Origin of the sequence: Flavobacterium sp. CSZ, assembly GCF_015350725.1 — a bacterium.
In the GTDB taxonomy this organism is placed as follows: domain Bacteria; phylum Bacteroidota; class Bacteroidia; order Flavobacteriales; family Flavobacteriaceae; genus Flavobacterium.
In genome coordinates this window covers 413,920-438,694 of sequence record NZ_JADKPQ010000001.1, presented here as the reverse complement: position 1 = coordinate 438,694, position 24,775 = coordinate 413,920, and the positions used below count along the sequence as shown (strand labels likewise).

The 24,775-nt window shown below is 35.8% G+C and carries 23 protein-coding genes; 14 read left to right on the top strand and 9 right to left on the bottom strand.

Annotated elements, in window-relative coordinates:
• Positions 1-431: 431 nt before the first annotated feature.
• From IRZ78_RS01835 to mqo, 11 genes are all read left to right on the top strand, one after another.
• Positions 432-1,265, top strand: coding sequence for a universal stress protein (locus IRZ78_RS01835; protein ID WP_194614897.1), 834 nt, complete (start codon positions 432-434; stop codon positions 1,263-1,265).
• Between the two features lie 76 nt (positions 1,266-1,341).
• On the top strand, positions 1,342-2,391 hold the full coding sequence (locus IRZ78_RS01830) for a beta-ketoacyl-ACP synthase III (protein ID WP_194614896.1): 1,050 nt from the start codon (positions 1,342-1,344) through the stop codon (positions 2,389-2,391).
• A gap of 50 nt (positions 2,392-2,441) precedes the next feature.
• Positions 2,442-3,536, top strand: coding sequence for a histidine kinase (locus IRZ78_RS01825; RefSeq protein ID WP_194614895.1), 1,095 nt, complete (start codon positions 2,442-2,444; stop codon positions 3,534-3,536).
• Between the two features lie 4 nt (positions 3,537-3,540).
• Complete coding sequence (locus IRZ78_RS01820; RefSeq protein ID WP_194614894.1) at positions 3,541-4,296, top strand: LytTR family DNA-binding domain-containing protein; 756 nt, start codon at positions 3,541-3,543, stop codon at positions 4,294-4,296.
• A gap of 170 nt (positions 4,297-4,466) precedes the next feature.
• Complete coding sequence (locus IRZ78_RS01815; protein WP_194614893.1) at positions 4,467-5,543, top strand: adenylate/guanylate cyclase domain-containing protein; 1,077 nt, start codon at positions 4,467-4,469, stop codon at positions 5,541-5,543.
• A gap of 160 nt (positions 5,544-5,703) precedes the next feature.
• Entirely contained in the window at positions 5,704-6,837 is a 1,134-nt protein-coding gene (locus IRZ78_RS01810; RefSeq protein WP_194614892.1) for an efflux RND transporter periplasmic adaptor subunit, read from the top strand.
• Positions 6,838-6,868: 31 nt separating this feature from the next.
• A complete protein-coding gene (locus tag IRZ78_RS01805) occupies positions 6,869-10,024 on the top strand; it encodes an efflux RND transporter permease subunit (RefSeq protein WP_194614891.1) in 3,156 nt (1,051 codons plus the stop codon).
• Positions 10,024-11,433, top strand: coding sequence for an efflux transporter outer membrane subunit (locus IRZ78_RS01800; protein WP_194614890.1), 1,410 nt, complete (start codon positions 10,024-10,026; stop codon positions 11,431-11,433). Before IRZ78_RS01805 ends, IRZ78_RS01800 begins: the two co-directional genes overlap by 1 nt.
• A gap of 91 nt (positions 11,434-11,524) precedes the next feature.
• Entirely contained in the window at positions 11,525-12,325 is an 801-nt protein-coding gene (locus IRZ78_RS01795) for a hypothetical protein (RefSeq protein ID WP_194614889.1), read from the top strand.
• Positions 12,326-12,465: 140 nt separating this feature from the next.
• Positions 12,466-12,720 (top strand): hypothetical protein, encoded by a 255-nt coding sequence (locus IRZ78_RS01790; protein WP_194614888.1) that lies wholly within the window; start codon positions 12,466-12,468, stop codon positions 12,718-12,720.
• Complete coding sequence (mqo, locus tag IRZ78_RS01785) at positions 12,717-14,312, top strand: malate dehydrogenase (quinone) (protein WP_194614887.1); 1,596 nt, start codon at positions 12,717-12,719, stop codon at positions 14,310-14,312. Before IRZ78_RS01790 ends, mqo begins: the two co-directional genes overlap by 4 nt.
• Before the next feature lie 10 nt (positions 14,313-14,322).
• Here mqo and IRZ78_RS01780 read toward each other — a convergent pair whose 3' ends face one another.
• The 9 genes from IRZ78_RS01780 to IRZ78_RS01740 all read right to left on the bottom strand — a co-directional run bounded on the left by IRZ78_RS01780 (position 14,323) and on the right by IRZ78_RS01740 (position 21,754).
• Positions 14,323-15,264 (bottom strand): proline dehydrogenase family protein, encoded by a 942-nt coding sequence (locus IRZ78_RS01780; RefSeq protein ID WP_194614886.1) that lies wholly within the window; start codon positions 15,262-15,264, stop codon positions 14,323-14,325.
• A 46-nt stretch (positions 15,265-15,310) separates the two neighbouring features.
• Complete coding sequence (locus IRZ78_RS01775; RefSeq protein WP_194614885.1) at positions 15,311-15,613, bottom strand: helix-turn-helix transcriptional regulator; 303 nt, start codon at positions 15,611-15,613, stop codon at positions 15,311-15,313.
• Between the two features lie 495 nt (positions 15,614-16,108).
• Entirely contained in the window at positions 16,109-16,699 is a 591-nt protein-coding gene (locus IRZ78_RS01770; RefSeq protein ID WP_194614884.1) for a hypothetical protein, read from the bottom strand.
• A 193-nt stretch (positions 16,700-16,892) separates the two neighbouring features.
• On the bottom strand, positions 16,893-18,359 hold the full coding sequence (locus tag IRZ78_RS01765; RefSeq protein WP_194614883.1) for a glycoside hydrolase family 130 protein: 1,467 nt from the start codon (positions 18,357-18,359) through the stop codon (positions 16,893-16,895).
• A gap of 313 nt (positions 18,360-18,672) precedes the next feature.
• The gene (locus IRZ78_RS01760) at positions 18,673-19,278 is read right to left on the bottom strand and encodes a DNA-3-methyladenine glycosylase (RefSeq protein ID WP_194614882.1); all 606 of its coding nucleotides are present in this window, start codon (positions 19,276-19,278) and stop codon (positions 18,673-18,675) included.
• A gap of 17 nt (positions 19,279-19,295) precedes the next feature.
• A complete protein-coding gene (locus tag IRZ78_RS01755; RefSeq protein WP_194614881.1) occupies positions 19,296-19,433 on the bottom strand; it encodes a hypothetical protein in 138 nt (45 codons plus the stop codon).
• A gap of 171 nt (positions 19,434-19,604) precedes the next feature.
• Positions 19,605-20,525, bottom strand: a complete 921-nt coding sequence (locus IRZ78_RS01750; RefSeq protein WP_194614880.1) for a phytanoyl-CoA dioxygenase family protein — start codon at positions 20,523-20,525, stop codon at positions 19,605-19,607.
• A gap of 23 nt (positions 20,526-20,548) precedes the next feature.
• Positions 20,549-21,115 (bottom strand): contractile injection system tape measure protein, encoded by a 567-nt coding sequence (locus tag IRZ78_RS01745; RefSeq protein ID WP_194614879.1) that lies wholly within the window; start codon positions 21,113-21,115, stop codon positions 20,549-20,551.
• Positions 21,116-21,205: 90 nt separating this feature from the next.
• Positions 21,206-21,754, bottom strand: coding sequence for a GNAT family N-acetyltransferase (locus IRZ78_RS01740; RefSeq protein WP_194614878.1), 549 nt, complete (start codon positions 21,752-21,754; stop codon positions 21,206-21,208).
• Between the two features lie 305 nt (positions 21,755-22,059).
• Here IRZ78_RS01740 and IRZ78_RS01735 point away from each other — a divergent pair, with 305 nt between their 5' ends.
• The 3 genes from IRZ78_RS01735 to IRZ78_RS01725 all read left to right on the top strand — a co-directional run bounded on the left by IRZ78_RS01735 (position 22,060) and on the right by IRZ78_RS01725 (position 24,716).
• Complete coding sequence (locus IRZ78_RS01735; protein ID WP_194614877.1) at positions 22,060-22,644, top strand: Crp/Fnr family transcriptional regulator; 585 nt, start codon at positions 22,060-22,062, stop codon at positions 22,642-22,644.
• Between the two features lie 85 nt (positions 22,645-22,729).
• Positions 22,730-23,830: an SDR family oxidoreductase gene (locus IRZ78_RS01730; RefSeq protein WP_194614876.1), complete on the top strand. Its 1,101-nt coding sequence runs from the start codon at positions 22,730-22,732 to the stop codon at positions 23,828-23,830.
• A 502-nt stretch (positions 23,831-24,332) separates the two neighbouring features.
• Positions 24,333-24,716: a GreA/GreB family elongation factor gene (locus IRZ78_RS01725; protein ID WP_194614875.1), complete on the top strand. Its 384-nt coding sequence runs from the start codon at positions 24,333-24,335 to the stop codon at positions 24,714-24,716.
• Positions 24,717-24,775: the final 59 nt, after the last annotated feature.

The following is a 24,775-nucleotide window of genomic DNA, read 5'->3' as shown; positions in this document are numbered from 1 at the left end:
TGTTAAAATGCAGTACTATACTATACTGTGCTACAATGATAATAAAAATATTGATATAATGTTAAAAAATAACCGATTTAATTGTTTTGCATTGTCTAATTTGAAGTTTGTGTATTGTAAGTGCTATTGTTTTGTTTAAACAAAAATTATGTTTTTCGCATTTGCTATTGGTTAATGCTTTAGAAAAACAGAGCGTTTGGAGTAAAGAGAAGGAAATTAAATTTTCGGTTGAATGGTTTTTGAGAAACGAAACCAGTTGTAAAGTTTTAACTTCTGAAGTAAAAAAATATATCCTAATTAGTCGTAAATTTAAAGTTCGGTAGCTCAATAATACGTTTGGGAAGTAAATAATGCTTCTACAGTATTATTTTTAAAACCCCGAAAAGATTATTTGAGCACTTTTACCGGAATAATTGCTTAATAAATATCTTATGAATGTATCTCCAACTATTATAGCAGCAACAAATTTTTCGGCTATAGCCAATAATGCAGTTACTTATGCTGCCGGACTTGCAAAAAGTGCCAATGCCAGACTTATTCTCTTCAACTCCTTTCAGTTAGGTATTCACAGTGCCAATTCTCACATTAGCGCCGAAGCCATGCAAAAACAGTTAGATAAAGCTTCTGAAAGGCTGGAAACTTTAGGTAAAGACATTGCCAGTCTCTTTAATATCGAAGTAAGCTGCTTTTGCAGTTATTCGTTTTTAGAAGAAGAACTTTCATCTTTAATAGAGCTTAATAAAGCAGAACTTGTAGTTATGGGAATGGCGGAACGCTCTTTCGAACAGGAACTTATGGGGAATTCGACAACATCAGTAATCAAGAATTTAAATACGCCTGTGTTAGCTGTTCCTTTAAATGCCCGCTTTCAAAATATTAAAAAAATATTGTATGCCTGCGACACTTTAAGCTTTTCGTCTATCAAAAGATTCAGCTGGTTAAGAAGCATTGTTGGAAATCTGGGCGCAGAGGTAGAATTTTTTAGTGTAGATGCAAAATTAGACGATCTTAAGCAGGAACAAGACCGATTATTATTGAGTTCTACACTCGAAGAAGAGTTTCAACAGGTCAAATACCTCTATAAAACTGTTAAATCAAATGCAGTAATAAATGAGATTAAGAAGGAAATTAACATATATGATGCTGATATATTAGTAATGGTGCCACAAAAGTATGGTTTTTGGGATTCTTTAGTACATAAAAGCAAAACTAGAATTATGGCCGCAGGTTTAGACATACCGCTATTGTCTTTTCCAAATTTCTGACGTTATTTTGCAGTCTGCTTTTTCTCCCAAAAAAAACAGCAAAAGAAAAGATTCAAAATAACAAAAACAAATAAAAATGAAGGCAACAATTACAGCTATAGGAGGATTTGTACCAAACTCCATATTAAGTAATGAGATGATTTCAAGAATGGTTGACACAACTGAAGACTGGATAGTAAAAAGAACAGGGATAAAAGAGCGAAGACTGGCTACAGATGAAAATCTGGCAACATCAGATCTTGCTAGTGCCGCAATCGAGAATTTATTAGAAACTTATGAAATAGATCGTTTAGAAATTGATGGTTTAGTATTGGCAACTGCAACGCCGGATCATCTTTTGACTCCTACGGCAAGTAAAGTATGTGAACTAAGCGGATTTACAAATGCATTTGGGTTCGATTTAAACGGTGCCTGCAGCGGTTTTTTGTACGCGTTAGAAATGGCGACTACCATGATCGAAAGCGGACGTTATAAAAAAGTGGTTGTAGTAGGAGCGGATACCATGAGTTCTATTGTAGATTATGAAGATCGTAATACTTGTATTCTTTTTGGAGACGGGGCAGGAGCGGTTCTTTTAGAAAAAACAGATTTAGAGTACGGAATGATGAAAAGTATCCTGCGTACAGACGGAAGTGGTACATCTGCGCTTTTAGTACCTGCAGGAGGCTCAAAAACGCCGGCAACGATGCAAAGCATTATACACAGAGAACATTTTATCAAACAAGAAGGTTCTTTTGTATTCAAAAAAGCAGTTGAGTCTATGTCAAGCGTTTCTCAGGATGCACTTGCAAGCAATGACTTAACCGTAGAAGATATTGACTGGGTTGTGCCTCATCAGGCGAATCTTAGAATCATAAAATCAGTAAGCGAACATTTGAATATTGGGATCGAGAAAGTAAAAGTAAATATCGATAAATACGGTAATACAACCTCGGCAACTATTCCGTTATGTCTTTGGGATTTTAAAGATGATTTTAAAACAGGTCAAAACATCCTGATAACGACTTTTGGAGCCGGTTTTTCATGGGGAGCGACTTGTATAAAATGGGGAGTAATGAGAGCGCTAAAAGCGGTTGAATCTTCAGCAAACGGAACAATATTAAAACACGATTTGATGTATCAATAAGATACTCAAATGTGTTTTTTATAATGCATATAGTGTCAATATAGTAGCTTATGGATTCAAATGTGCAAAATAAAACCAGAGGGAAGAATTTTTTCTATAAGTATTATAGGATTATTGTAATACCGGTTGTTTTTTTTCTCTATTTATCGTCGTATTATTTCTTGAATCCCTATCAGGATTTTGAACAAAATACATTACTGGTTTTAGACTGGACAGTTGACATCTTTATCATTCTGGTATATTGCGCCGTACTTACAGAGTTAAGTCTTTTTGTAGGCCGGAGTCTAAATTATTGGATCAGTTGGGAGCAAAAGCCTATTTTCAGGGCCTTTGCACAATTTATATGTCTTATCGCGGGGAATATTCTTTTAAATTATTCTTTTTCGCATTTATGGCAGTTTTTTTATTCCTGGACACCATTAAAAGAAAGCGAATTGGTACAAATATGGCAGTCAAATTTAATGGCTGCTATATTGTCTCTTTTTATCAGTTTCATTCATACCAGTATCTTTTTGCTGAACCGCTGGCGCGTAACTTCTGAAGAAGCGGCCGAGCTAAAAATTAAAGCTTCTGAATTGCAGGAAGCTGTTACCAGATCAGAGTTGGAATCTTTAAAACTACAGCTCGATCCTCATTTTATCTTTAATAATTTCAGTACACTTACAGAGCTAATTCACGAAGACCAGCAATCTGCCGCGTCATTTCTGGAGAATATTACGCGCGTATATCGCTATATGATTTCCAATCTCGATAAGGATACCATTTCGGTAAGGGAAGAAATCGAATTTTTAAATGCTTATTTTTATCTGTTAAAAAAACGTCTTGGAGAAAAAGTAGAGTTAAAACTGCAAATAGATATGACCTGTCTCGACCTTCATTTACCGCCTTTAACGCTGCAATTATTGGTTGAAAATGCTGTAAAACACAACAGTGCAACAATAGCAAATCCGCTGGTTATTGCTATTTATTCAGATGTTGGCGATCTAGTGGTACGCAATAATTTGCAGCCAACATCCGGTAAAAACTTTATTTCGACCGGAGTAGGAAATAAAAATATCGAGTTTAGATATAAAATTTTGTTTGACCGAATGCCCGTTTTTTCAGAATCTAATGGTTTCTATTGTGTGCGTTTGCCTTTAATTTAAGACTATGAAAATTTTAATTATAGAAGATGAAAGTATCAATGCCAATCGTCTTAAAAGATTATTGGAAGAACTGGAGCCGGATTGCGAAATCCTGGATATAATAGATACTGTTCGGGGTGCGGTAACATGGCTGAATACGAATGATATGCCCGATTTAATCACCATGGATATTCGTTTGGCAGATGGTATTAGTTTTTCGATTTTCGAAGAAGTAAAAATCAATTGCCCCATCATATTTACAACTGCTTATGATGAATATGCGGTTCGCGCATTTAAGGTAAACAGTATCGATTATTTGATGAAACCAATCGAAAAAACGGAACTTGAACAGGCTTTAACCAAATTTAAATCGGTATCGAAAGTTAAAAATAATACCGATGATATTGCGGCAATCTTAAAGGGATTCATGAACAAACCTTCTTTTAGATTACGATTTTTGGTTACCTACCGCGATGGTTACAAAAGCATTGATGTAGCCGATATCGATTTTGTGTATTCAGAATTTAAAACCTCGCATCTTTTCCTTAAAAACGGCACTACAATACCCATTCCGCAAACCATGGAAGAACTCGAGGAAGAACTCGATCCCGACATTTTTTTTCGCGCCAACCGACAGTTTTTTATTCGTGCCGAAAGCATCAAATCGATCGCTAATTATTTTAATGCCAAACTCAAAATTCAGCTCAAGGCAGATCCTGAGCGTGAAGTGATCATCAGCAGGGAAAAAGCACCTTTTTTCAAGCAATGGATGGATCGTTAGAATAATTTTCAAAACTTCATTTTAGGCGGTATAACTTACTATTCGGTTCATTTAATCACCGTTTGGGTAATACTTTCCTGCATTTACCTTCATTACAGGTTTAATTTTGCTGTATATTATTTCGAATCAAAACGATCTTTTTGGTTTGAATTGCATCAAAATTATCTTTAATGAAGTACTCCCTAAAAACCTTTTTAAAATTTAAAGAATACCTGCAGATTATTGCACTGTGGATCGCTGCTTTTTTGTTCTATGTCTTCATGACGTACAGCATGATCGATGATGCTTTTTTTATTACCCGCAAAATTGGTGTAAAGGATTTTTTGCTCTCAGAAATAACAGGAGCCTTAACGGTAGGTGTTTTTATGGGAAGCATTCTTTTTGTTTTACAGGAATTCGTCTATCCCCGGTTTTTTCATAATTACGGGATATTACTCACCACATTGCTTCGAAGTCTTTTGTTTTTAATAGTCTGTTTTTTGGGACTTTTGATCGTGCTCGAACTTAACAAAGTACATTATATCAGGATCAATAACTGGTTTGCCCTTCAGGTGAATGCAAAATGGCTGATTTGTTTTACAGCCTATTGTTTAATCGTTCATATTTTTATTACCCTTTTACAGGCTTTTAGCCGTAGGTTAGGAAGTAATTATTTCAAAAATCTTTTACGCGGCAATTATATGATTCCCGTTGTAGAATACCGGGTTTTTATGTTTTTGGATATGTGCTCTTCGGCCACAGTTGCAGAAGAAGCAGGGCATTATAATTACAGTCTTTTACTGCAGGAATGTTTTACAGATTTATCAGAAATATTAGTAGAGTATAATGCTGAAGTTTACCAATATGTAGGCGACGAGGCCGTGCTTACCTGGAAAGTAAAAGAAGGTTTTAAAAGACAGCAATGTATCGAGCTTTACGAAGCTTTTGCCGTTCGTTTATTACGAAAAAAAGAATTGTATAAGCGTAAATTTGGTTTGGTTCCAAGGTTCAAAGCTTCCATTAACGAAGGTCTTGTAACCGTTGCCGAAATTGGACAAATCAAAACCGAAATTGCCTATCACGGAGATGTCCTGAGCACCGCAGCGCGAGTTCGTGATTTATGCAATGATTACAAAACAAATCTTCTGATCACGCAGTCCTTTTTCGAACAATTAACTTCTTTTGATCAGGATAATTTTACAGCAATCGAAACTACCATTTTGCGCGGTAAAAAAAGACCTGTCACCATCTACAAATCTTTCGATTAAATCTTCTTTACAGTACTGTCAGCGTACTGTTTTTCTCGGTTGTTCTATTGTTCGTTTCAGCATCAAAAAAATACGGTTGGGTAAAGTTCCGTTCATTTAAGGGGCTTTTGGGTTGTTATTTTGTCATCAAATCCTATGTATTCATTAAAAGTGAAATAAAATGACAAAACAATTTTTTCAAAATAATAAAACACTCAGCAAAATGGTAGTTTTATTGATTATCATTAGCTTTTCTTCATGCGGTAAAAGTGGACCGGAAGGCGTAGCGCCGCCAAAACCTGAAGTAGATTTTTTTCAGGCTAAATCGATCACAGGCGAAGTAGAAAAAAAATATCCGGGTATTATTGAAGGTACTGTAAATGTTGACATAAAAGCGCAGGTTTCAGGTTATCTTGAAGCGATTTATGTTAAAGAAGGCGATTATGTTACCAAAGGCCAGTCACTGTTTAAAATCAAAGCAGATGTTTATGCAGAGCAGGTAAATAATAGCCGTGCAGCTTACAAAAGTGCTTTGGCTAACCTTGCCAATGCCAAATTAGAAATCGAAAAGATCAAACCGCTTGTTGAGGCAAAAGTATATTCAGACATGCAGTTAAAAACAGCGCAGGCCAATTACGATGCAGCATCAGCTCAGGCAGCGCAGGCAAAAGCAGCATTGGGATCTTCACAGCTTAACGCCGATTTTTCTTTGATAAAAGCACCGGTAAGTGGTTACATCAGCAGGATTCCTAATAGAATAGGAAATCTGGTTACTCCTTCAGATGTGGTCCCGCTTACGATTCTTTCTGAGATCAATACCGTTTTTGTTTATTTCTCTTTAAGCGAAGCAGATTATCTTGAATTTTCTAAAGATGCAAAATCAAACCAAACCGTTAGTTTAATCCTGGCGGATGACAGCCTATACGAGCATCAGGGAAAACTGGAAGTAGCCAGTGGTAATATCGACCGTACCACAGGAAGTATTGCTTTAAAAGCCGTTTTCTCGAATCCTAAAAAGCAATTGCGTTCAGGAGGTTCTGCCCGTGTAGTGCTGAATAGCAATTTAGCTTCGGTAATTACAGTTCCAATGGCGAGTGTAAAGGATATTCAGGATAAATTCTTTGTTTATGTTCTAAAAGAAGGTAACAAAGTGGCGATGGTTCCTATAGAAATTGCCGGCAGTGCAGGTACAGATTATTTTGTAAAAAGTGGCTTAAAATCAGGTGATAAGATTGCATTAAACAGTATCGATTTGCTTTATGATGGTGTCGAAGTAGTGCCAAAAACTGCGGCGAAACCCCAAACCAACAAATAAATTTTTGTTTTTAATATAAATAACATTTTCCATGTTAAAGAAAATAATAGACAGGCCTGTATTGGCTACAGTTATCTCCATTGTATTGGTGATATTAGGTATCATAGGTCTTACAAGATTATCGGTAACCAGGTTTCCTGATATTTCGCCGCCAACCGTAATGGTAAGCGGTTCATATCCCGGAGGAAATAGTGAAACCGTTATACGTTCTGTGGTAACACCGCTTGAAGAACAGATTAATGGGGTAGAGAATATGCAGTACATCAAATCTACTGCAAGTAATGACGGATCTTTTTCGATCAGTGTCATTTTTAAACAAGGTGTCGATCCTGATCAGGCTGCCGTAAACGTACAAAACAGAGTACAGCAGGCAACGCCAAAATTGCCGCAGGAAGTAATCAGAATGGGACTTACGACCTCGAAGCAGCAAAATAGTATGATTGTTATTTTCAATCTTTATACAGATGATAATGCAAAGTACGACGAATTGTTTTTGCAGAATTATGCCAACATCAATCTGGTACCGCAAATAAAACGTGTTCCCGGAGTAGGGCAAGTGCAAATTTTTGGACAGAAAGATTATTCGATGCGTGTTTGGCTTGATCCTCGAAAAATGGCCAATGCAGGTTTAGTACCTTCAGATGTTACCAGCGCGATTGCAGATCAAAGTTTAGAGTCGGCTCCGGGAAAACTGGGAGAAGAATCAAAAGCAGCATTAGAATACGTTATTCGATATAAAGGAAAGAAAAACAAACCTGAGCAATATGAAAACATTGTCGTTAAAACCGATGGTAATAATATCCTAAGGCTTAAAGATGTTGCGCGAGTAGAATTTGGTTCAATCTCCTACAGTGGTGACAACAAATCGAACTCTAAAAATGCCGTTACAATGGCGATCTTACAAACATCAGGCTCAAATGCCAATGATATCGAGATTGGAATCAATAAAGAAGTCGAAAGATTATCAAAATCTTTTCCTCCCGGTATTAAGTATGTCAATGTAATGAGTACCAAAGAAAGACTGGACGAGGCGACAGGACAGGTGAAATCGACCTTGTTAGAAGCTTTTATTCTGGTTTTTATAGTAGTTTTTATATTTCTTCAGGACATTCGTTCTACGATTATTCCGGCTATTGCAGTTCCGGTGGCGATTGTAGGAACTTTTTTCTTCCTGTTGGTATTTGGGTTCACCATCAACATCCTGACGCTTTTTGCTTTGGTTCTGGCCATTGGTATTGTCGTCGATGATGCGATCGTAGTGGTCGAAGCCGTTCACAGTAAAATGGAAGAAGATTCGAGCCTTTCGGCCAAAGAAGCGACACATAGCGCGATGGCAGAGATTACAGGAGCTGTTGTTTCGATCACGCTGGTCATGTCAGCAGTATTTATCCCGATTGGTTTCATGACTGGATCATCAGGTATTTTCTACAAGCAGTTTGCTTATACATTGGCGATTGCCATTATTATATCGGCCGTAAATGCATTAACGCTTACTCCGGCATTGTGTGCTCTTCTATTAAAAAATAGCCATAGTGGAAAACACGAAGGAGAGGAACATAAAAATGGATTTAAAGAACGTTTTTTTGTCGGATTCAATTCAGGTTTCAACAACCTAACGGGTAAATATATCAAAGGAGTTCGTTTTCTTATTGGCAGAAAATGGCTTGCTGGAGGATTGGTTTTAGGAATAAGTGCCATCGCTATTGCGATGATGATGAGTACTCCAAAAAGTTTTGTACCAATGGAAGATGACGGTTTTATGCTTTATAGTTTATCCATGCCGCCGGGTACAGCTTTAGATCGTACTACAGAAGTGGTTCAAAGAATGGAAAAAGAACTTGAAACTATTGAAGCTATTGATGTAAATACCAGTATTACAGGCTTTAATATTTTGAGTAATAGTGCGAGTACCGCTTACGGATTAGGATTTATAAAACTAAAACCTAAAAAAGACAGAGGAGCCGTTAAGGATATTGATGAAATTCTGAACATGGTCAACGCTAAATTATCTGTCATAAAAGAAGGTCAGATCATGGTATTAAGAATGCCGCCAGTAGAAGGATTTGGTGTAACCAGTGGTGCCGAAATAGTGCTTCAGGACAGAACAGCGCGTGATCCTGCTACATTAAAAGCAATGGCTGATAAAGTAATTGGGCAGATCATGCAGCAACCGGGAGTACAATATGCGTATACTACTTTCAGGGCAGATTATCCGCAGCTTGAACTGGAGGTTGATGAAGAAAAGGCAAGCCAAATGGGCGTGAATATTCGTGAAATGTTAGGCAATATACAGACTTATTTTGCCGGAGATCAATCGGCAGATTTTTCACGATTTGGAAAGTTTTACAGAGTGAATGTCAAAGCGGATGGAGTTTTTAGAACAGATCAGGAAGCATTCAATGAAATATTTGTTCGAAATGCCAAAATGGAAATGGTGCCTGTAAAATCCCTTGTCAAACTGCGTAAAGTCTACGGTCCGGAATCGGTAAACCGTTATAACCTTTATAATTCGGTGAATATTACAGCTGTCGCATTGCCGGGATTCAGTAACGGACAAATTATGGGGAATCTTGAAACGGTTCTGGATAAATTACCATCTGATTACAGTTACGAATGGACAGGATTAAGTCTTGAAGAAAAAGCAGGAGGAAACCAAACTATTGCCATTTTTGGATTATGCCTTTTGTTTGTATTCTTTTTACTGGCAGCCCAATACGAAAGTTATTTATTGCCTCTTGCTGTATTGCTTTCGATTCCAACAGGAATTCTGGGCGCCTTTGCAGGAGTAAAAGCAGTAGGACTGGACAATAATATTTATGTTCAGGTGGGATTAATCATGCTGGTCGGACTTTTGGCCAAAAATGCCATTCTTATTGTTGAATTTGCCCTTCAGAGACGTTATGCAGGCTTGTCTATAGCCGAAGCAGCGATAGAAGGTGCAAGATCGAGATTAAGACCTATTATCATGACATCCCTGGCCTTTATTGTAGGTATGATTCCGTTGATGTTTGCCTCTGGAGGAACAGCAGTAGGAAACAGGTCTATTAGTGTAAGTGCTGCTATAGGAATGTTTAGCGGAGTGGTTTTGGGAGTTTTTGTAATCCCGTTACTTTTTATCCTCTTTCAGTATTTACAGGAAAAAGTATCCGGTAAAAAGATTGTAATTCAAACTATAAAAGAAGAATAATGAGCGTACTATATAAAATTGGAATTTCTTTATTTGCTGGTGTTTTACTGACATCCTGCGTAGTAGGGAAAAAATATTCCCGAACAGATTTAAATGCGCCTGAGAAATATCGTGAAGACATAACATTAACCGGAGATACCATTTTGCATCCCTGGAAAAGTTATTATAAAGATCCTATGCTGGTGAGCTTAATCGAAAAAGCCCTCGTTAAAAACAACGAAGTGCTGATCGCCATAAAAAGCATGGAGCAGCTTGATCTTACCTACAAACAGGCCAAATTATCCTTATTGCCTACACTTGATTTTGATGCAGGAGCAAGCAGAAGTTATCAGTCTAAAAATTCGCTTAACGGTTCTTTGAGCGCACAATTTACCAGCAAAGATTATCTGGACGATTACAGTGCTAATCTTAGATTATCATGGGAAGCTGATATTTGGGGAAAAGCCGCCATGCAAAAGAGAGATGCCAAAGCGGGTTATTTTGCCCAAAAAGAAAACCTTTCGGCGTTAAAAACGAGAATTATCGTGCAAGTTGCCCAGTCGTATTATAATCTTTTAGGACTCGACGAGCAGCTTAAAATTGCACAGAAAAACATTGATTTGAGCAATAGTACGTTAAGCATGATGCAAATGCAGTACAACTCAGGATTGATTAGTTCATTAGCACTTTATCAGACAGAAGCTCAGAAAAAAACAGCAGAATTGTTGGTTCCTTTAGCAGAGGCAAATATAGCGGTTCAGGAAAATGCATTACAGATTTTATGTGGTGAATATCCTGACAGCATCACACGTTCAGGAAATCTTGACGCAGCAGAATTGAATGTGAGTTTATCTTCAGGGGTTCCGGCGGCGCTTTTAAGCCGAAGACCGGATGTTAAAGCTGCAGAATATGCCGTTATGTCTGCCAATGCTAAAACCGGACTTGCAAAAGCAACTATGTATCCAACGCTGAGTCTGAGCCCGTCAATTGGGATTAATTCGTTTGAATTTGATACCTGGTTTAATTTTCCGGGTTCGGTAACTAAAACTATTGCAGCCAATTTGGTACAGCCCATTTTCAAGAAGCGCCAATTAAGAACAGCCTATGAAATTGTAGTTCTGGAACAGGAAAAAGCAGTTGTTCAGTTCAAACAATCGTTTATTACCGCTGTTGGAGAAGTTTCTGATGCGATGTCAAAACTAAAAAATGCTGATAAACGAATGGAACTTGCTACAGAAAAGTCGGTTTCTTTAGATAAAGCAACCCACGACGCCAACTTGTTGTACAAAAGCGGAATGGCGACTTATCTTGAGGTTATTGTAGCGCAAAACAGCGCTTTGCAAAATGATCTTGATGTTGTTGCAATAAAATTAGAAAAGCTAAATGCAGCCATCAACCTATATCGTGCCCTGGGTGGCGGAGTAGAGTAAGCCGGTATTTTTGAATAATTCATCATCTGTACAAATTATGTATAGGTGATGAATTTTCTTGTTTCTAAAATCTTAGTGCCTATTATAATTTATGGAAAAAGTTTTTTTTACCCGCCTGGAACTTTATGAATTGGTTTGGAAATTTCCAATGACCCAAATAACAAAGCATTACGGCGTTTCAAGTATGAAAATAAAAAATGCCTGCGAGAAAATGCAAATTCCTTTTCCGGGGTTAAACCAGCAAATCAAGTTTAAGAACAATAGAATTGGTAAACCCAAATTACCATTAACGTATAATGGAATTCAGCAAATAGGTATTTTGAAAAAAGCATACGAAATCCAGTTTCGTAAAATAGTGAAGTCAACACCTTTGCTTGATTTAATAAAAGACATAGAAAGGGATTTACAAGCTCCTTTGAAAGTTCCGGATCAGCTTATAAATCCGGTCAGGAGTATACAAAATACAGTTTCATATTGGGGCAATAAGGATAAGAAGAAAGATACTAACGGGATTCTTTATCTCAATGTTGCACCACAAAATATACCGCGCGCTTTACGATTGATGGATGCCCTGATTAAGTTATTAAAATACAGAGGTCACAGGTTCGAACAAAATCCTTATAAAACCGGTATCATTTTCATGAAAAATGAAATAGAAATCGATCTCAATCTGCGGGAAGCGCTAAAAAGAATACCATTACAAGTAGATCAGGATACTTCTGAGTGCGTCCAGACTGGTGTTTTTATTTTGCAGATCAGAAAGGATTTATATAAAAAAGAATGGCGCGACTGTAAAATTTCTTTAGAAAATAACCTGGCAAGAATCATAGCTACATTAGAATTAATAGCTGTAGAAGAAAAGCGATGGAAAGAGGCTGGGAATAGTATTTAATTAAAAAAAGGATGAAGAAGAATCGGGAGCAGAATAAACCGTAATGCTTTTTGTAAGAAGTAGTTAATTTTTTATTTTTATTTTTTTTATCTTTATAAGAATATAAAATGTTTATTATTAATAACTTATAAAAATATACTATGACTACTTTAACTTCTGCTGACATTTTGAAACAACAAAAAACATTAAAAATATTAGCTTCAGTATTTTTGTTTTTATCCTATCTCATTGGTTTAGGCGCTTTAATAGGGACGCTTTATTTATTGTTTACACCAAGAGGTATTGGAGGATGGATTTTACCTGCCTTTAGCTTTTTGACAGGATTAATTGTGTTTCTGTTTTTGTTTTCGATCTCGAAAATCATCACTATATTAATAGAAATCAGTTACAAATGAAAAGGGGTATTAGCTGTTTGTTGTGCATCCTGATTTTAGGATCCTGCACAGAGAAAAAAAGTAATCCCGAAGAAACCGTCGATGTCGTTATGGTGGGTGGCGGAATTATGAGTGTAACCCTGGCCAATATGCTTAACGAACTAGATCCTAATCTGTCTATTGTAACTTACGAAAGACTCGATGCTGTGGGCAAAGAAAGTTCATCTGCCTGGAACAATGCCGGAACAGGACACTCGGCACTTTGCGAACTCAACTATACTCCGGAACTCAGTAACGGAACTATTGATACTCATAAAGCGGTTGAGATTAATGAGTCTTTTGAAATTTCAAAACAATTCTGGTCGTATTTAGTATCAAAAGGAAAAATCGGACCTCCCAAAACATTTATCAATCCTACGCCTCATATGAGTTTTGTTATTGGTGATGATAACGTCAAATACCTGAAAAAAAGATATTTGGCCTTGCAAAAAGAACCGCTTTTTACCGGAATGGAATTTTCTGATGATCAAAAACAAATCAAAAGCTGGATTCCGCTTGTAATGGACGGCCGTGATCCTTCTCAAAAAGTGGCGGCAACCAAAATCGATATTGGTACCGATGTAAATTACGGATCATTAACCGCAGAACTGGCTTCGAATTTACTGAAATCACACAAGATGAAATTAGAACTCAACCACGAGGTGACTAATTTTAAAAGAAATAGCGACGGAACCTGGAAAGTGTCTGTAAAGGATTTAAAAAGCAATACTACCAAAACCATCGATGCTAAGTTTGTTTTTATTGGTGCGGGCGGTGCGACATTGCCCTTGCTTGAAAAAACACATATTCCCGAAGCAAAAGGTTACGGCGGATTTCCGGTAAGCGGGGAGTGGCTGGTTTGCAACAATCCTGAAATCATAGCACAGCATCAGGCAAAAGTATACGGAAAAGCTTCTGTAGGCTCACCGCCAATGTCTGTACCGCATCTTGATACCCGAATCATCAACGGAAAAAAAGAACTCCTGTTTGGTCCTTTTGCAGGATTTTCATCCAAGTTTCTTAAAAATGGTACCTGGGGCGATTTACCCGCATCATTTAATTTTTATAATATCAGACCTATGCTGGAAGCCGGACTGGACAATGTGCCGCTTACCAAATATTTGGTCGAGCAAGTGGTATTAACACCGGAACAGCGTTTAGCAGCTTTAAGAGAGTATTTCCCAAAAGCAAAAATGGAAGACTGGGATCTAAAAGTGGCCGGACAAAGAGTTCAGGTCATAAAAATTGATGAAACCACTCAAGGCGGAATATTGCAGTTTGGTACCGAGGTTGTTACCGCGTCAGATGGTAGTGTCGCTGCTTTACTGGGCGCTTCGCCAGGAGCTTCAACTTCAGTTTCGATCATGCTCAAAGTAATTGAAGAATGCTACAAAACGGAACTTGAAACCCCACAATGGCAAGCTAAAATTAAAGAAATGATTCCGTCATATGGACAAAAATTATCTGATAATATTGCCTTAGCCAATCAGATCAGAAAAAATAACAGTGAGAAACTGGGAATTGTCTGGAAAGAAATTCATAAGGATACAATCAAATTGCAAAAAGTCAATTGATCTTAAATCGTTAATGTACAATATCATTTAAAGCCTGAAATACATTCAATGGATATTCTGCAATTCTATTGCATAAATACAAATACCATTCTTTACCATAAACAAAATATAGTTTTGTAGGATATCCTTGTTCTTTTAAATTGATAAGCTGTTGTGTCTGAATTCCGTATAAACTTTCGAATTCATATAAATCCTTGTTCGTTTTATAATTTTCAACTAAAGCGACAACTTCTTTCTGAATGAGATCATGATGAGTAGCAATAGCGCAACGGTGATTTCTGGACAATAATTGATCGATGTAATACAAATAGCGTTCATCAAGCGCAGTTCCTCTTGGTATCGAAAGATTTTCCGGAGTTTCAAAAGCACCTTTAACGATTCTTATTCTTCCGTTTTCTTTTATTAAATCTTCAAAATCATCTTTCGATCTGTATAAATAGGCCTGAAGTGTTATTGATGTATTTGTAAAAGTTGTAGAAGCCGTTTTATAAATGTCGATAACTGAATCTGTTATTTCGATATTTTCTGCACTAATCGTTACTTCGATATTCTTTTTTTCGGCTTCCTGGCAAATAGAAGTTAAATTGTTAAGGCACAATTCGTTTGATATCTTTAAACCAATATGCGAGAGATCAAGAGAGATTGTCGAATTTAGCTGCAGCGATTTAATTTTCTGAGCGATTTTAATAAATTCGTTAGTGGCTTGAGAAGCTTCTTTCTCCGCTAATGTATTTTCGCCCATAAACTCCATAGAACATTTAAAACCTTCTTTGTTTTGTTCTTTGACTTTGGTAATGGTTTCTTCGAGTGTTTCGCCTCCAATATACCGATCTGCCGCCTTTTTTATGGTTTTAAATAAAACTTCATTCGATAGAATATAATCTTTTGCATGTTCGTTCAGGGCCGCTTTTCTTAGAGCATTGGCGCCCATTAACAGTAATTCTTTTTCCATTTTTTTATTGAATAATTATTTTGATGATCATTAAAATCGCTAAACATTAAAGTTCATTCGATAATGTAGCGATGTATTTTGCAATTTCGGTTTCGTTTCTTCGGTAATACGTCCATTTTCCGTGTCGGGTTGCAATGAGTAAGTTTACTTTTTGCAGCATCATTAAGTAATGCGAAACAGTCGATTGTGATAAACCTGTTTTGTCCTGTATATGACAAACGCATACGCCATCGCTAAAATCAGGAACATATATTTGTTGCGGAAAATAGTCTTCCGGTTTTTTGAGCCAGTGAAGTATATCAACCCGAACATGATTTGATAGTACTTTATTTATTTCTATAAAATCCATAATGTAAATATAATTATATATCGAGATATATCGATATGAAAATAAAATTTATTTCAGGAATTAAGATATATTTTAATTGTCATACTGTTTTGAAAGTGAAATCAGAAACAATGGTTTTCATCTAAAAATAAAACATTCAAAATAATCAAATGCAATAAAACCATAAAGTACAATAACACGTAAGTGAAGCAATAATGGTTAAGATTTGAATTGATGGAAGACAAATATCAAATGATAATGGATGGGGAAAATAAGAGACTAAATGAGAGAATAGCCAAAATTGAACGTCATCACAAACGTATTAAACATAATCTTTATACGGTAGCAATTATAATTATAGGGGTTACCATCTACTGCTGTTCTATCTTAAGTTAATAGGTTTAAAAAATAAAATTCAAATGCCTTACATTACATTATAATTTAAAATTACAATTGTAAGGCATTGGAAAAATTATTTAAGAATTGTAACAGGCAAGAATTTAAAATATCCCGCTTTTATTCTTTATACAAGATAATAGTAGCTTTATATCCGGTACCCACATTCCATTGGCTTGCCTGAATAACGGTTCCTTTATCATCATAAACCTGAAATTCAGCTGTATTTGGTGAAGCTGAACCTTCGTTTAAGGCTTCAAAATCGATTTTATTGATTCCTTTTACCAGATTTATTTTAAAGCCCTGAAAATCCCCATTTAAGATTACTTCGGTTTCAATAACTTTATCATTCAAATAGACCTTGATTTTATCTCCATCTACAAAAGCCGCATCGCGATATCTAATGGTAGAAGTAGATGTATTGGTTACAAAACCTCCTAAATATTCATTTCTTCTGTAAAAAATGCCTTCGACATTCGCTTCGGGTTTGTAAAGCGCATTGTTTTTATAAAGTTCTTCCGGATCTATTTTTAAAACGGTTGATTCTTTTAAAGGAGGAGGATCGTTTGGCGGAGTTTCCATTGGCGGCACTGGTTCTTTTATGTCAGAATTTTTAGCCGGAATTGGTTTGTATTTGTCTTTCACTTCTTTTTGAGAATACCCGTGTAAAGAAATGCCTAATATAGTGACCAGAAACAATATTTTTTTCATAAAACTTTAATATTTAATATAAATGGCAATTAGATTTTAAAAAATAAACAAATTAATTGCTCCTTAATTAAAACATTCAATTGACGCATTTATTGCGTTTACAGCCATTTTATTTCTTAAAAAGCTTTTCTTCTTTATTTCTTTCGACTTAAAAACAGTTTCATTGGTAACTTTTACAATTGTAACCGTTACGTTATTTACTTTTCTTTAAAGCATCGATTAACTCTACCATATCTACTACAGCATAAGTAGAGGAATAATCAGATACGGCATAAGGCAATATCAGGCTATTGTTGTGTATAATAGCTCCGCAGGAATACACGACATTAGGCACATAGCCTTCTCGCTCGTCCTCAAGAGGCGAAAGCAAAGGTTCTGAAAGTCTTCCTATTTCTACTGATGGATCCTCAAGATCCAGCAATGAAGCCCCAATACAATAACGTCGCATTGTACCTACACCATGAGTAATGACAAGCCATCCATCAGGAGTCCAAAGTGGTGATCCGCAGTTTCCTATTTGTGTAAATTCCCATGTATAGCGGGGTTCCTGAAGAAGAATCGGATCATTCCATTGTGTAACCCTGTCAGAATACATAATGTAATTGTTTACGCCATCAATTCGCGAAAGCATGGCATATTTACCTTTTATTTTTCTTGGAAATAAAGCCAGATTTTTATTCTGAGCTCCCGCACCATGCAAAGGCATTACCCTAAAGGTGTAAAAATCTTCGGTAGAAATAAGTTTAGGCAATATGGCGTGACCATTATATGCCGTATAGGTAGCCATAACGCGGCTTGATCCATCCTCATCCTCAAATCGCACAAAACGCGCATCTTCGATACCACGGCTTTCAGACTCGGATATCGGGAATATAACACGTTCTGTAAGGTCAGAATCGTGTTTGAATTGTAAATCATAAAATGAATCGGCAAGCCAGAGTATTTCTTCAAGTGCTGTTCTTCTTTCCTGACGAATCGACGGGTCGCCTAAGGCGGTATTTACCATACTTTTCAATATAGCAAACTCAAACTCATCGGGTAAGTCCTGCATGATTTGTACAATGTATTTGTCCTGCGTATGCATTTCGGACAATTTCAATAAAAAGCGTTCTTTATTGAATAAGGTTTTATGCTCAATCTCGGCTTTGTCGATATTATGGCCAATTTTCATGACAAGAAGATTATTATCCTTATCAAGAATTCCTCGTCTAAAAACTATAGATGAAATATGACCTTCGCCTGTGGCCCGAAAAGAAATGATCACGCGTTTTTCGCCGGTTTCAAGACCTGACTGATCAAAATCTTCTATAATCGAAGGATTAAAAATCGCGGCAGATTCTATCGCGTATTCCATCGTACAATAAGAACCTATAAGCATTTTTCGATCCAGAGATATCGCCTCATAATCGATTTGCATGGCTTCGATGATAGGTTTTATTTTTTCGCAATGTCTAAAAAAGATCGCCGAGATATTTCGGTGACGTCTTGCAAATTCGCGAAGGGTCTGTTCTAAGGTTTCTAATACCTGCTTTTCGTCCAGCATCATTATCCGTGAAACCATTTGTTTGGTCCGTTCTTCGCCATTCATAAAATATCTTGCAACAACTCTTTTAGAATCCGGGGTAAATTTTATGTTTTTACGTATGACTGATACTCGCATATAAATCTGTTTTTTTTGATGTTAGAAAAATGAATTCAGGTTTTCTATATCTATAATTTGTTAGAAAAAAAATATAGAATTTACCTGCCAGAAACAATAGTAATACCTAAAAAGTATTCTCTATTTCTAAACAAGTTAGTGATTTTGTTATCGAAAAAAAACTTTTTTTTGAAACTTTTATTGTGGCTTTATACATTAATGTTTGTATTTTATTATAAAGATAAAATAAAAACAACATTGATTGTTAAATAGATGCGATCTTATAAAGTTTTAGATGCTTTGATAAAAGTGCGAAGTACATTTATAATTAAGATTAAATTTTGTTGGGTTTACTTACATATTTATTGTCTGTAACAAAAAAACGCCAGGGCAGAAGAGCATCTTCCTGTGCGTATGCGACACCAACGCGGGACACTGCTGCAATTTGATCAGGAGTATAGCGAATATTATGATCTTCTATCCAGATTTCTTCGCCTATGAGCTCTTTTTCGTTAAAGGTACGATCGATACCTAAAGCTTTGGCCGCAGACCCGGGACCTGAAGATATTGCAGCTTTTGAAGCGGCTATTTTACGTCTGGTTTCCATTATATCCAATCCTATAAGAGGTTCAATGGCGCGTATTAATACTGCATGAGGTTCGCCTTGGACCGAGCTTACAATATTAAAGAGATTATGAATTCCGTAGCACAAATAAACATACGAAATACCTCCATGCTGATAAAGTGTTTCGGTTCTGCTCGTACGACGTCCGCCATAAGCATGCGATGCTTTATCCTGAACACCAAAATAAGCTTCGGTTTCTACGATAACCCCTGCAGTTACCGCGCCATCAATTTGGGTAAAAAGCACTTTGCCCAAAAGATCTTTGGCCAGAAAAAGGACATCGGGATTGAGGTAATAAGAAAAGGGTAATTTCAAATGTATTGTATTAATAATTATGGTTTGTTATGACTGATTTTTTTGATTTCAATAATGGTCTTTTCATTATTTCTTGATGAAGTTGATTTTACCTCAGATTTTTTTTCTGAAGTTCTTGCACTCGAAATATTGTTTTTGTGATTTGAAGTTGTCATAATACATTATTTAAATCAATATAAACAAATGTAGAAACTTCCTAAAACAATAGTATTATAGAATTTATATTGCACAATTGTATTATTATCAGGTAATTGTCATGAAGAAATGGATGTTTTTTGATTTTGTTTTAAATGAAATTTTCAAATCAATTACGCTGATGTTTCAGCTTAAAGCCATTCTCCCGAAGCATTATAATCATTAGGCAAATACGTAAGATACTGCACCATTCTGGGACTTTTACCTTTGTTTGGCGTTGCACAATGCGGCAGTCTATTATCCCAAATAATAAAATCGCCCGCATTACCCAAAATAGGTTTTGGTTCTAATGTTGTAAGAGCTTTATCTCTTGGGTTTTCATGAGGCTCCAGGTTGTCCAGCCAATGATTTATTTGGTTATGAAATCCCGCTACACAATGAAAAGCGCCGTCATTAACCCCGCAATCAGTGAGATAGAGTAGTCCCTGAAGCCCAAATGTAATAGGCTGTTTTAAGCTGGTATCCCAATGAAGCGCACTTCCTAAAAAAGTAAACTCAGCGGTTTCAGGCGGATTAAAACTTACTTTGTCGATCGTTTTATAGATATCGTTTGTGTTGTAAAGCTGTTCGTATGCTTTTTTTATTCTGGGCGAAAATCTGTTTTTATTTAAAGTTTCATGATCAGAGAAATTAAGCATCAATCCTTTTTGATTTTCGTGTCTCTTGTACCAGCTTTCTTTTTGATTGGGATCCATTTCTAAAAAATCCCAAATAGCTTTTTGGGTTGCTTTGCAATCTGCTTTCGAAACAGCATCCTTTACAACAACATAACCATTTTTATTCCAGAATTCGAGATCTTCTTTTGAAAGTACGTTATCTGTAAAATCATCAGTTTCAGTATTCTCTTTTCTCTTTTTAGAAGTAATCCAGGATTTAAAAGTTTCTAAATCAGGTTTTTCGAAATATAAAAACTGTAGTGTGTCTTCCATACCAATACCCAATTCGTATAAGGTTTTAATTTCCTCATTCCAGCTTTGTGTTTCCTCTGTAGAAGGAATTAGGGAAGGATTTACAGTACGTTTCCAAAGTTTTTCAAGAATAGTCCAGGGCATAGCTTTTGCGGGTTTTATAGTTTCTAATACGGCCAAATAACATGCAAAGGTTTATTCATCCACGGATATTTTATAATTGAGAAAGCAAAAGGAGATTTGTTTATTAGTATATCGTAAGCTCTTTTGTCGACCGTAAGTTCCCATCTTTCTTCTAAATCGGTAAGGATTCCGTCCCGAACGAGCCAATTGCCTCTAAAACCATCTACAGAGGAGTTGCCGATTACAGACCAATGAGAGATGGCAGCTTCCAGTAGTCCTTGTATAAGAAATCTGTCTGGTTCTGAAATTTCAATTGTATCAGGAACATTATCGGTAAAAGGCAAACCGCAGAGTACTTTATTTAAGGGTAAATAAATTTCTTCTGTTTGAGTCAATCCGGTAACAACAAATTGTAAATACTGCACAGCTTTCTTTTGAGCTTCTATACTTACAAAATAGCTATCCTTAATGAGATTTAACCTTTTGAACAGTATAGAGATATAGTCATTTAAAAGAACAATTCCGGCATTTCTAACGGCGATTCCCTCTTTAATTGGAGTGGCACGATTTTTTAATTCTTTTGATGGTCCCTGGTCAGAAGGTGTTCCCATTTTGATGATATTAGTTATGAATACAAAAGCAATATAAAAATAAATATATTTTACTGATTGCCGTATAGGTATTTATACCTGATCTGGTTTTTAAATAAAGGCATGATTTCGTAAAGTATACGTGACAATATTGTTTACATTTTCATGCGTACTATTATACTTTTTGTCTTCGAATTCGAAATTCAGTTTTTTTAGAATCGCTACAGAATTGACATTATCCGCTGACGGAAAAGCCGTAATTATCTTTGCTTTTATTTCTTCAAAAGTATAGGCTGTAACTGCTTTGATGGATTCGCTCATAATTCCCCTGCCTTGAAATTCGGGCAGCATTTCATATCCAATTTCAACGATTTCATTTTCGGGATCAAAATTCCACAAACAAACAGTTCCTATTAAATCGTTGTTTTCTTTTAGTCGTATGATCCAATAAAGCCCTTCATTTTTCGAGACCAGATTTTGTATTTTTAGAATAAACTCTTTTGCTTTTTCTAATGTTGACGAATTATCTCTACCCACAAATTGATTTACAACTTCATCAGAACGTAGTTTGTGAATTAACCCGGCATCAGTACTTTCAATACTTCTCAATATTAATCGCTCTGTTATAAGCTGCGGAAAGTTTTTAAAATCTAATACCATTTCTTTTCTCTTTAAAATTGCGAATCAATGTATTAAAACAGGCTTAATTCTCCTACTGTGTGGATAAATATTATAAATCAATTTTAAACACAAATTGCACTAATTGACACTAATTCATTTCGTGAAATTAATTTCACAAACTAAATAAACCAATTAAAATTTGTGCAAATTCCTGCAATTCGTGTTTGTTTTGTACTTGTGTCCAAACGGTAGTGTAATTCTCTATTTTTTTAGAGGATGAAAGTTAAAAAATAAATAGCATACATTTGTTGTGCCTCATCATTCATAAAGTAAAATAGTTTAAAATGTACGATATAATTTTCAAACATCTTGAAGAAAAAGTTTCTTTGACCCCGGCCGAAAAGGAATTGATAAAGACTTTCTTTAAACCTAAAAAATTAAAGAAAAAGCAATTTGTGGTGGTTGAAGGGCATGTTTGTAATTATTTGACATTTGTTTCAAAAGGACTTTTAAAGGCTTATAATGTAGATGATAAAGGCAATGAACATATCAACCAGTTTTCGCCGAAAGGCTGGTGGACATCAGACATGAGCAGCTTTTTTAGTGGAGGAATTTCTTTTTACAGCATCGATGCTATGGAAGACTCAGAAGTATTGCTGATTACCAGAGAAGATTTCGAAAATCTAACCATACAAGTTCCGGTAATGGATCGCTATTTTCGATTGCTTTTTCAGAATAGTTTAATTACAAAAGAACGAAGATTAATAAGTTCGCACACCCACACGGCAGAAGAAAAGTACCGGCATATTATAGAAAACAATCCTGATTTGATCAAACGAATACCGCAAAATTTACTGGCTTCGTATCTTGGTCTTTCTCCTGAAACCCTTAGCAGGCTTAAAAAGAATATCATTTTTGCTCCCAAATAATTGATTTAGATCAAGCGAATTTCTTGTTTCAGGTCATCTTTCTGAGCAAGGTTTGTGAAGTAATTTTGGAAAAAATAAATTACTTATGAATTCTCAACAATTACCAATACAGGAAACAGCCGGAAATATTGCCTTAGTAGTAGGAGCAACCGGTATTGCCGGAAGTAATCTGGCCATAAAACTTCTGGAAAAAGGATGGACCGTTTTTGGACTTTCCCGAAATCCGAAAAATGATATTAAAGGTTTACAATCTATTGCTGCCGATTTACTTCATACTGAATCATTAGTTACCGCTTTAAGCGAAATTGTACCAACTCATATTTTTTTTACAACATGGATGCGAAATGATAACGAAGAAGAAAATATCAGGGTAAATAGCGCCATGGTTCGTAATTTATTAAACGTATTATCTCCTAAAAAGTCGATAAAACATGTTTCGTTAGTTACGGGATTAAAACATTATTTAGGGCCTTTTGATGCTTATGCTACAACAGGTACTTTACCGCAAACACCATTAAGAGAAGAGCAACCCCGATTAGACCTGCCCAATTTTTACTACGCACAGGAAGATGAAGTATATGAAGCGGCAGCGAGAGACGGTTTTAGCTGGAACATACACAGACCGCACACGCTAATTGGTAAAACGATTGGGAACGCCATGAATATGGGAACCACTTTGGCTGTTTACGCCAGTATTTGCAAAACCGAAGGAAGTCCGTTTATCTGGCCGGGTTCTGAGGCACAATGGAAAGGGATATCTGATGTTACAGATGCTAAAGTTTTGGCCGATCAGATCATTTGGGCGGCAACAAATCCTGAAGCTCATAACGAAGCTTTTAATATCACAAACGGAGATGTTTTTAGATGGAAATGGCTGTGGCCGAAAATAGCAGAATGGTTTGATATTGAATTGGAAGGATATAATGGAACGATACAACCTCTTGAAACAGAATTAAATAAAAAAGATACGATCTGGAAAACCATTGCAAATGAACATCAATTGATAGAAGATGATTTAGGACAATTAGCATCGGCCTGGCATACAGATCTTGATTTAAGCCGTCCTCTGGAAGTAATGACCGATATGTCTAAGAGTAGAAAACTTGGCTTTGTTGCTTATAAAGATACCAAAGATTCGTTTTTTGAATTGTTTGCGCAGTTACGAAACAATAAAATCATACCTTAAATTAATTAGACAATTGGGTACTTAGATAATAAGGTAATTTTTTACTTATATCATGAATTAAAAACGGGACAGGGAAAGTTTTTCTTTGTCCCGTCAATGTATTAGGATTAGATAAGTGTTTAATAGGGTTGATGTTAACGTTTTATTATGTTTTTTGGTGTTTTTTCTTTCAAAGAAATGAAGTAACTTGCACAAAATTAAAATGCAATTTAAAAACAATGACTATTTCAAATTTTTATTTAACAAATAATGACTTGATGAGCCTTATGGGCACGTTATTGTATTTGCATGACGATACTTTCTTAAAAAGTTCGAAAGAGTTTATTAATTAAGCCCTGTCAAAACTCTAGACAGGGATTCTTTCATCCGGACCGCTCATTTTATTTAATCTTCAATTTTCATTGAGATAGGATATCATTGCAATCAAAATTACAAAGAGCTATAAACGATTCAATGAAGAGTTATGATCTTACCTGTGAAAATATGGAGCAAACAGAAAGTTATGTCACAATCGCAAAATATCATTTTAACAACAGGAATATACGATTTAATTAAAGATCACGTAAGAAGAAAAAAAGTAACAATAGAAGAAGAAGTATTATTGCTTGATGAACTTAAAAAAGCCACACAGGTACTAAGAAGAGATTTACCGGAAGATATTGTTTCTGTAAACCGAAGAGTAACTTACAAAGATTGTACAACCAATGAGGAAAAAACGGTTGTATTTGTAGGTCCTGAAAAAAACAAAGTAAGTAAAAACAGAATTTCTATTCTTTCTGATGAAGGGATAGCGATGGTAGGATATAAAGAAGGAAATGTTGTAGAATGGCCTGCTAAAAAAGGAAATCTAAAACTGGAAATCTTAAAAGTAGAAGAAGTAGCGTAATGCACTCTTTTTAAATGTAAAACATCCCAAAAAGAAATTTTCTTGATGGGATGTTTTTT

Coding starts and splice junctions, on each gene's coding strand:
- IRZ78_RS01800 (WP_194614890.1), top strand. CDS start 10,024: ATGAGCGTACTATATAAAATTGGAATTTCTTTATTTGCTGGTGTTTTA.
- IRZ78_RS01750 (WP_194614880.1), bottom strand. CDS start 20,525: ATGCCCTGGACTATTCTTGAAAAACTTTGGAAACGTACTGTAAATCCT.
- IRZ78_RS01765 (WP_194614883.1), bottom strand. CDS start 18,359: ATGCGAGTATCAGTCATACGTAAAAACATAAAATTTACCCCGGATTCT.
- mqo (WP_194614887.1), top strand. CDS start 12,717: ATGAAAAGGGGTATTAGCTGTTTGTTGTGCATCCTGATTTTAGGATCC.
- IRZ78_RS01805 (WP_194614891.1), top strand. CDS start 6,869: ATGTTAAAGAAAATAATAGACAGGCCTGTATTGGCTACAGTTATCTCC.
- IRZ78_RS01755 (WP_194614881.1), bottom strand. CDS start 19,433: ATGACAACTTCAAATCACAAAAACAATATTTCGAGTGCAAGAACTTCA.
- IRZ78_RS01820 (WP_194614894.1), top strand. CDS start 3,541: ATGAAAATTTTAATTATAGAAGATGAAAGTATCAATGCCAATCGTCTT.
- IRZ78_RS01780 (WP_194614886.1), bottom strand. CDS start 15,264: ATGGAAAAAGAATTACTGTTAATGGGCGCCAATGCTCTAAGAAAAGCG.
- IRZ78_RS01770 (WP_194614884.1), bottom strand. CDS start 16,699: ATGAAAAAAATATTGTTTCTGGTCACTATATTAGGCATTTCTTTACAC.
- IRZ78_RS01795 (WP_194614889.1), top strand. CDS start 11,525: ATGGAAAAAGTTTTTTTTACCCGCCTGGAACTTTATGAATTGGTTTGG.
- IRZ78_RS01740 (WP_194614878.1), bottom strand. CDS start 21,754: ATGGTATTAGATTTTAAAAACTTTCCGCAGCTTATAACAGAGCGATTA.
- IRZ78_RS01775 (WP_194614885.1), bottom strand. CDS start 15,613: ATGGATTTTATAGAAATAAATAAAGTACTATCAAATCATGTTCGGGTT.
- IRZ78_RS01825 (WP_194614895.1), top strand. CDS start 2,442: ATGGATTCAAATGTGCAAAATAAAACCAGAGGGAAGAATTTTTTCTAT.
- IRZ78_RS01725 (WP_194614875.1), top strand. CDS start 24,333: ATGTCACAATCGCAAAATATCATTTTAACAACAGGAATATACGATTTA.
- IRZ78_RS01830 (WP_194614896.1), top strand. CDS start 1,342: ATGAAGGCAACAATTACAGCTATAGGAGGATTTGTACCAAACTCCATA.
- IRZ78_RS01835 (WP_194614897.1), top strand. CDS start 432: ATGAATGTATCTCCAACTATTATAGCAGCAACAAATTTTTCGGCTATA.
- IRZ78_RS01735 (WP_194614877.1), top strand. CDS start 22,060: ATGTACGATATAATTTTCAAACATCTTGAAGAAAAAGTTTCTTTGACC.
- IRZ78_RS01815 (WP_194614893.1), top strand. CDS start 4,467: ATGAAGTACTCCCTAAAAACCTTTTTAAAATTTAAAGAATACCTGCAG.
- IRZ78_RS01790 (WP_194614888.1), top strand. CDS start 12,466: ATGACTACTTTAACTTCTGCTGACATTTTGAAACAACAAAAAACATTA.
- IRZ78_RS01745 (WP_194614879.1), bottom strand. CDS start 21,115: ATGGGAACACCTTCTGACCAGGGACCATCAAAAGAATTAAAAAATCGT.
- IRZ78_RS01810 (WP_194614892.1), top strand. CDS start 5,704: ATGACAAAACAATTTTTTCAAAATAATAAAACACTCAGCAAAATGGTA.
- IRZ78_RS01730 (WP_194614876.1), top strand. CDS start 22,730: ATGAATTCTCAACAATTACCAATACAGGAAACAGCCGGAAATATTGCC.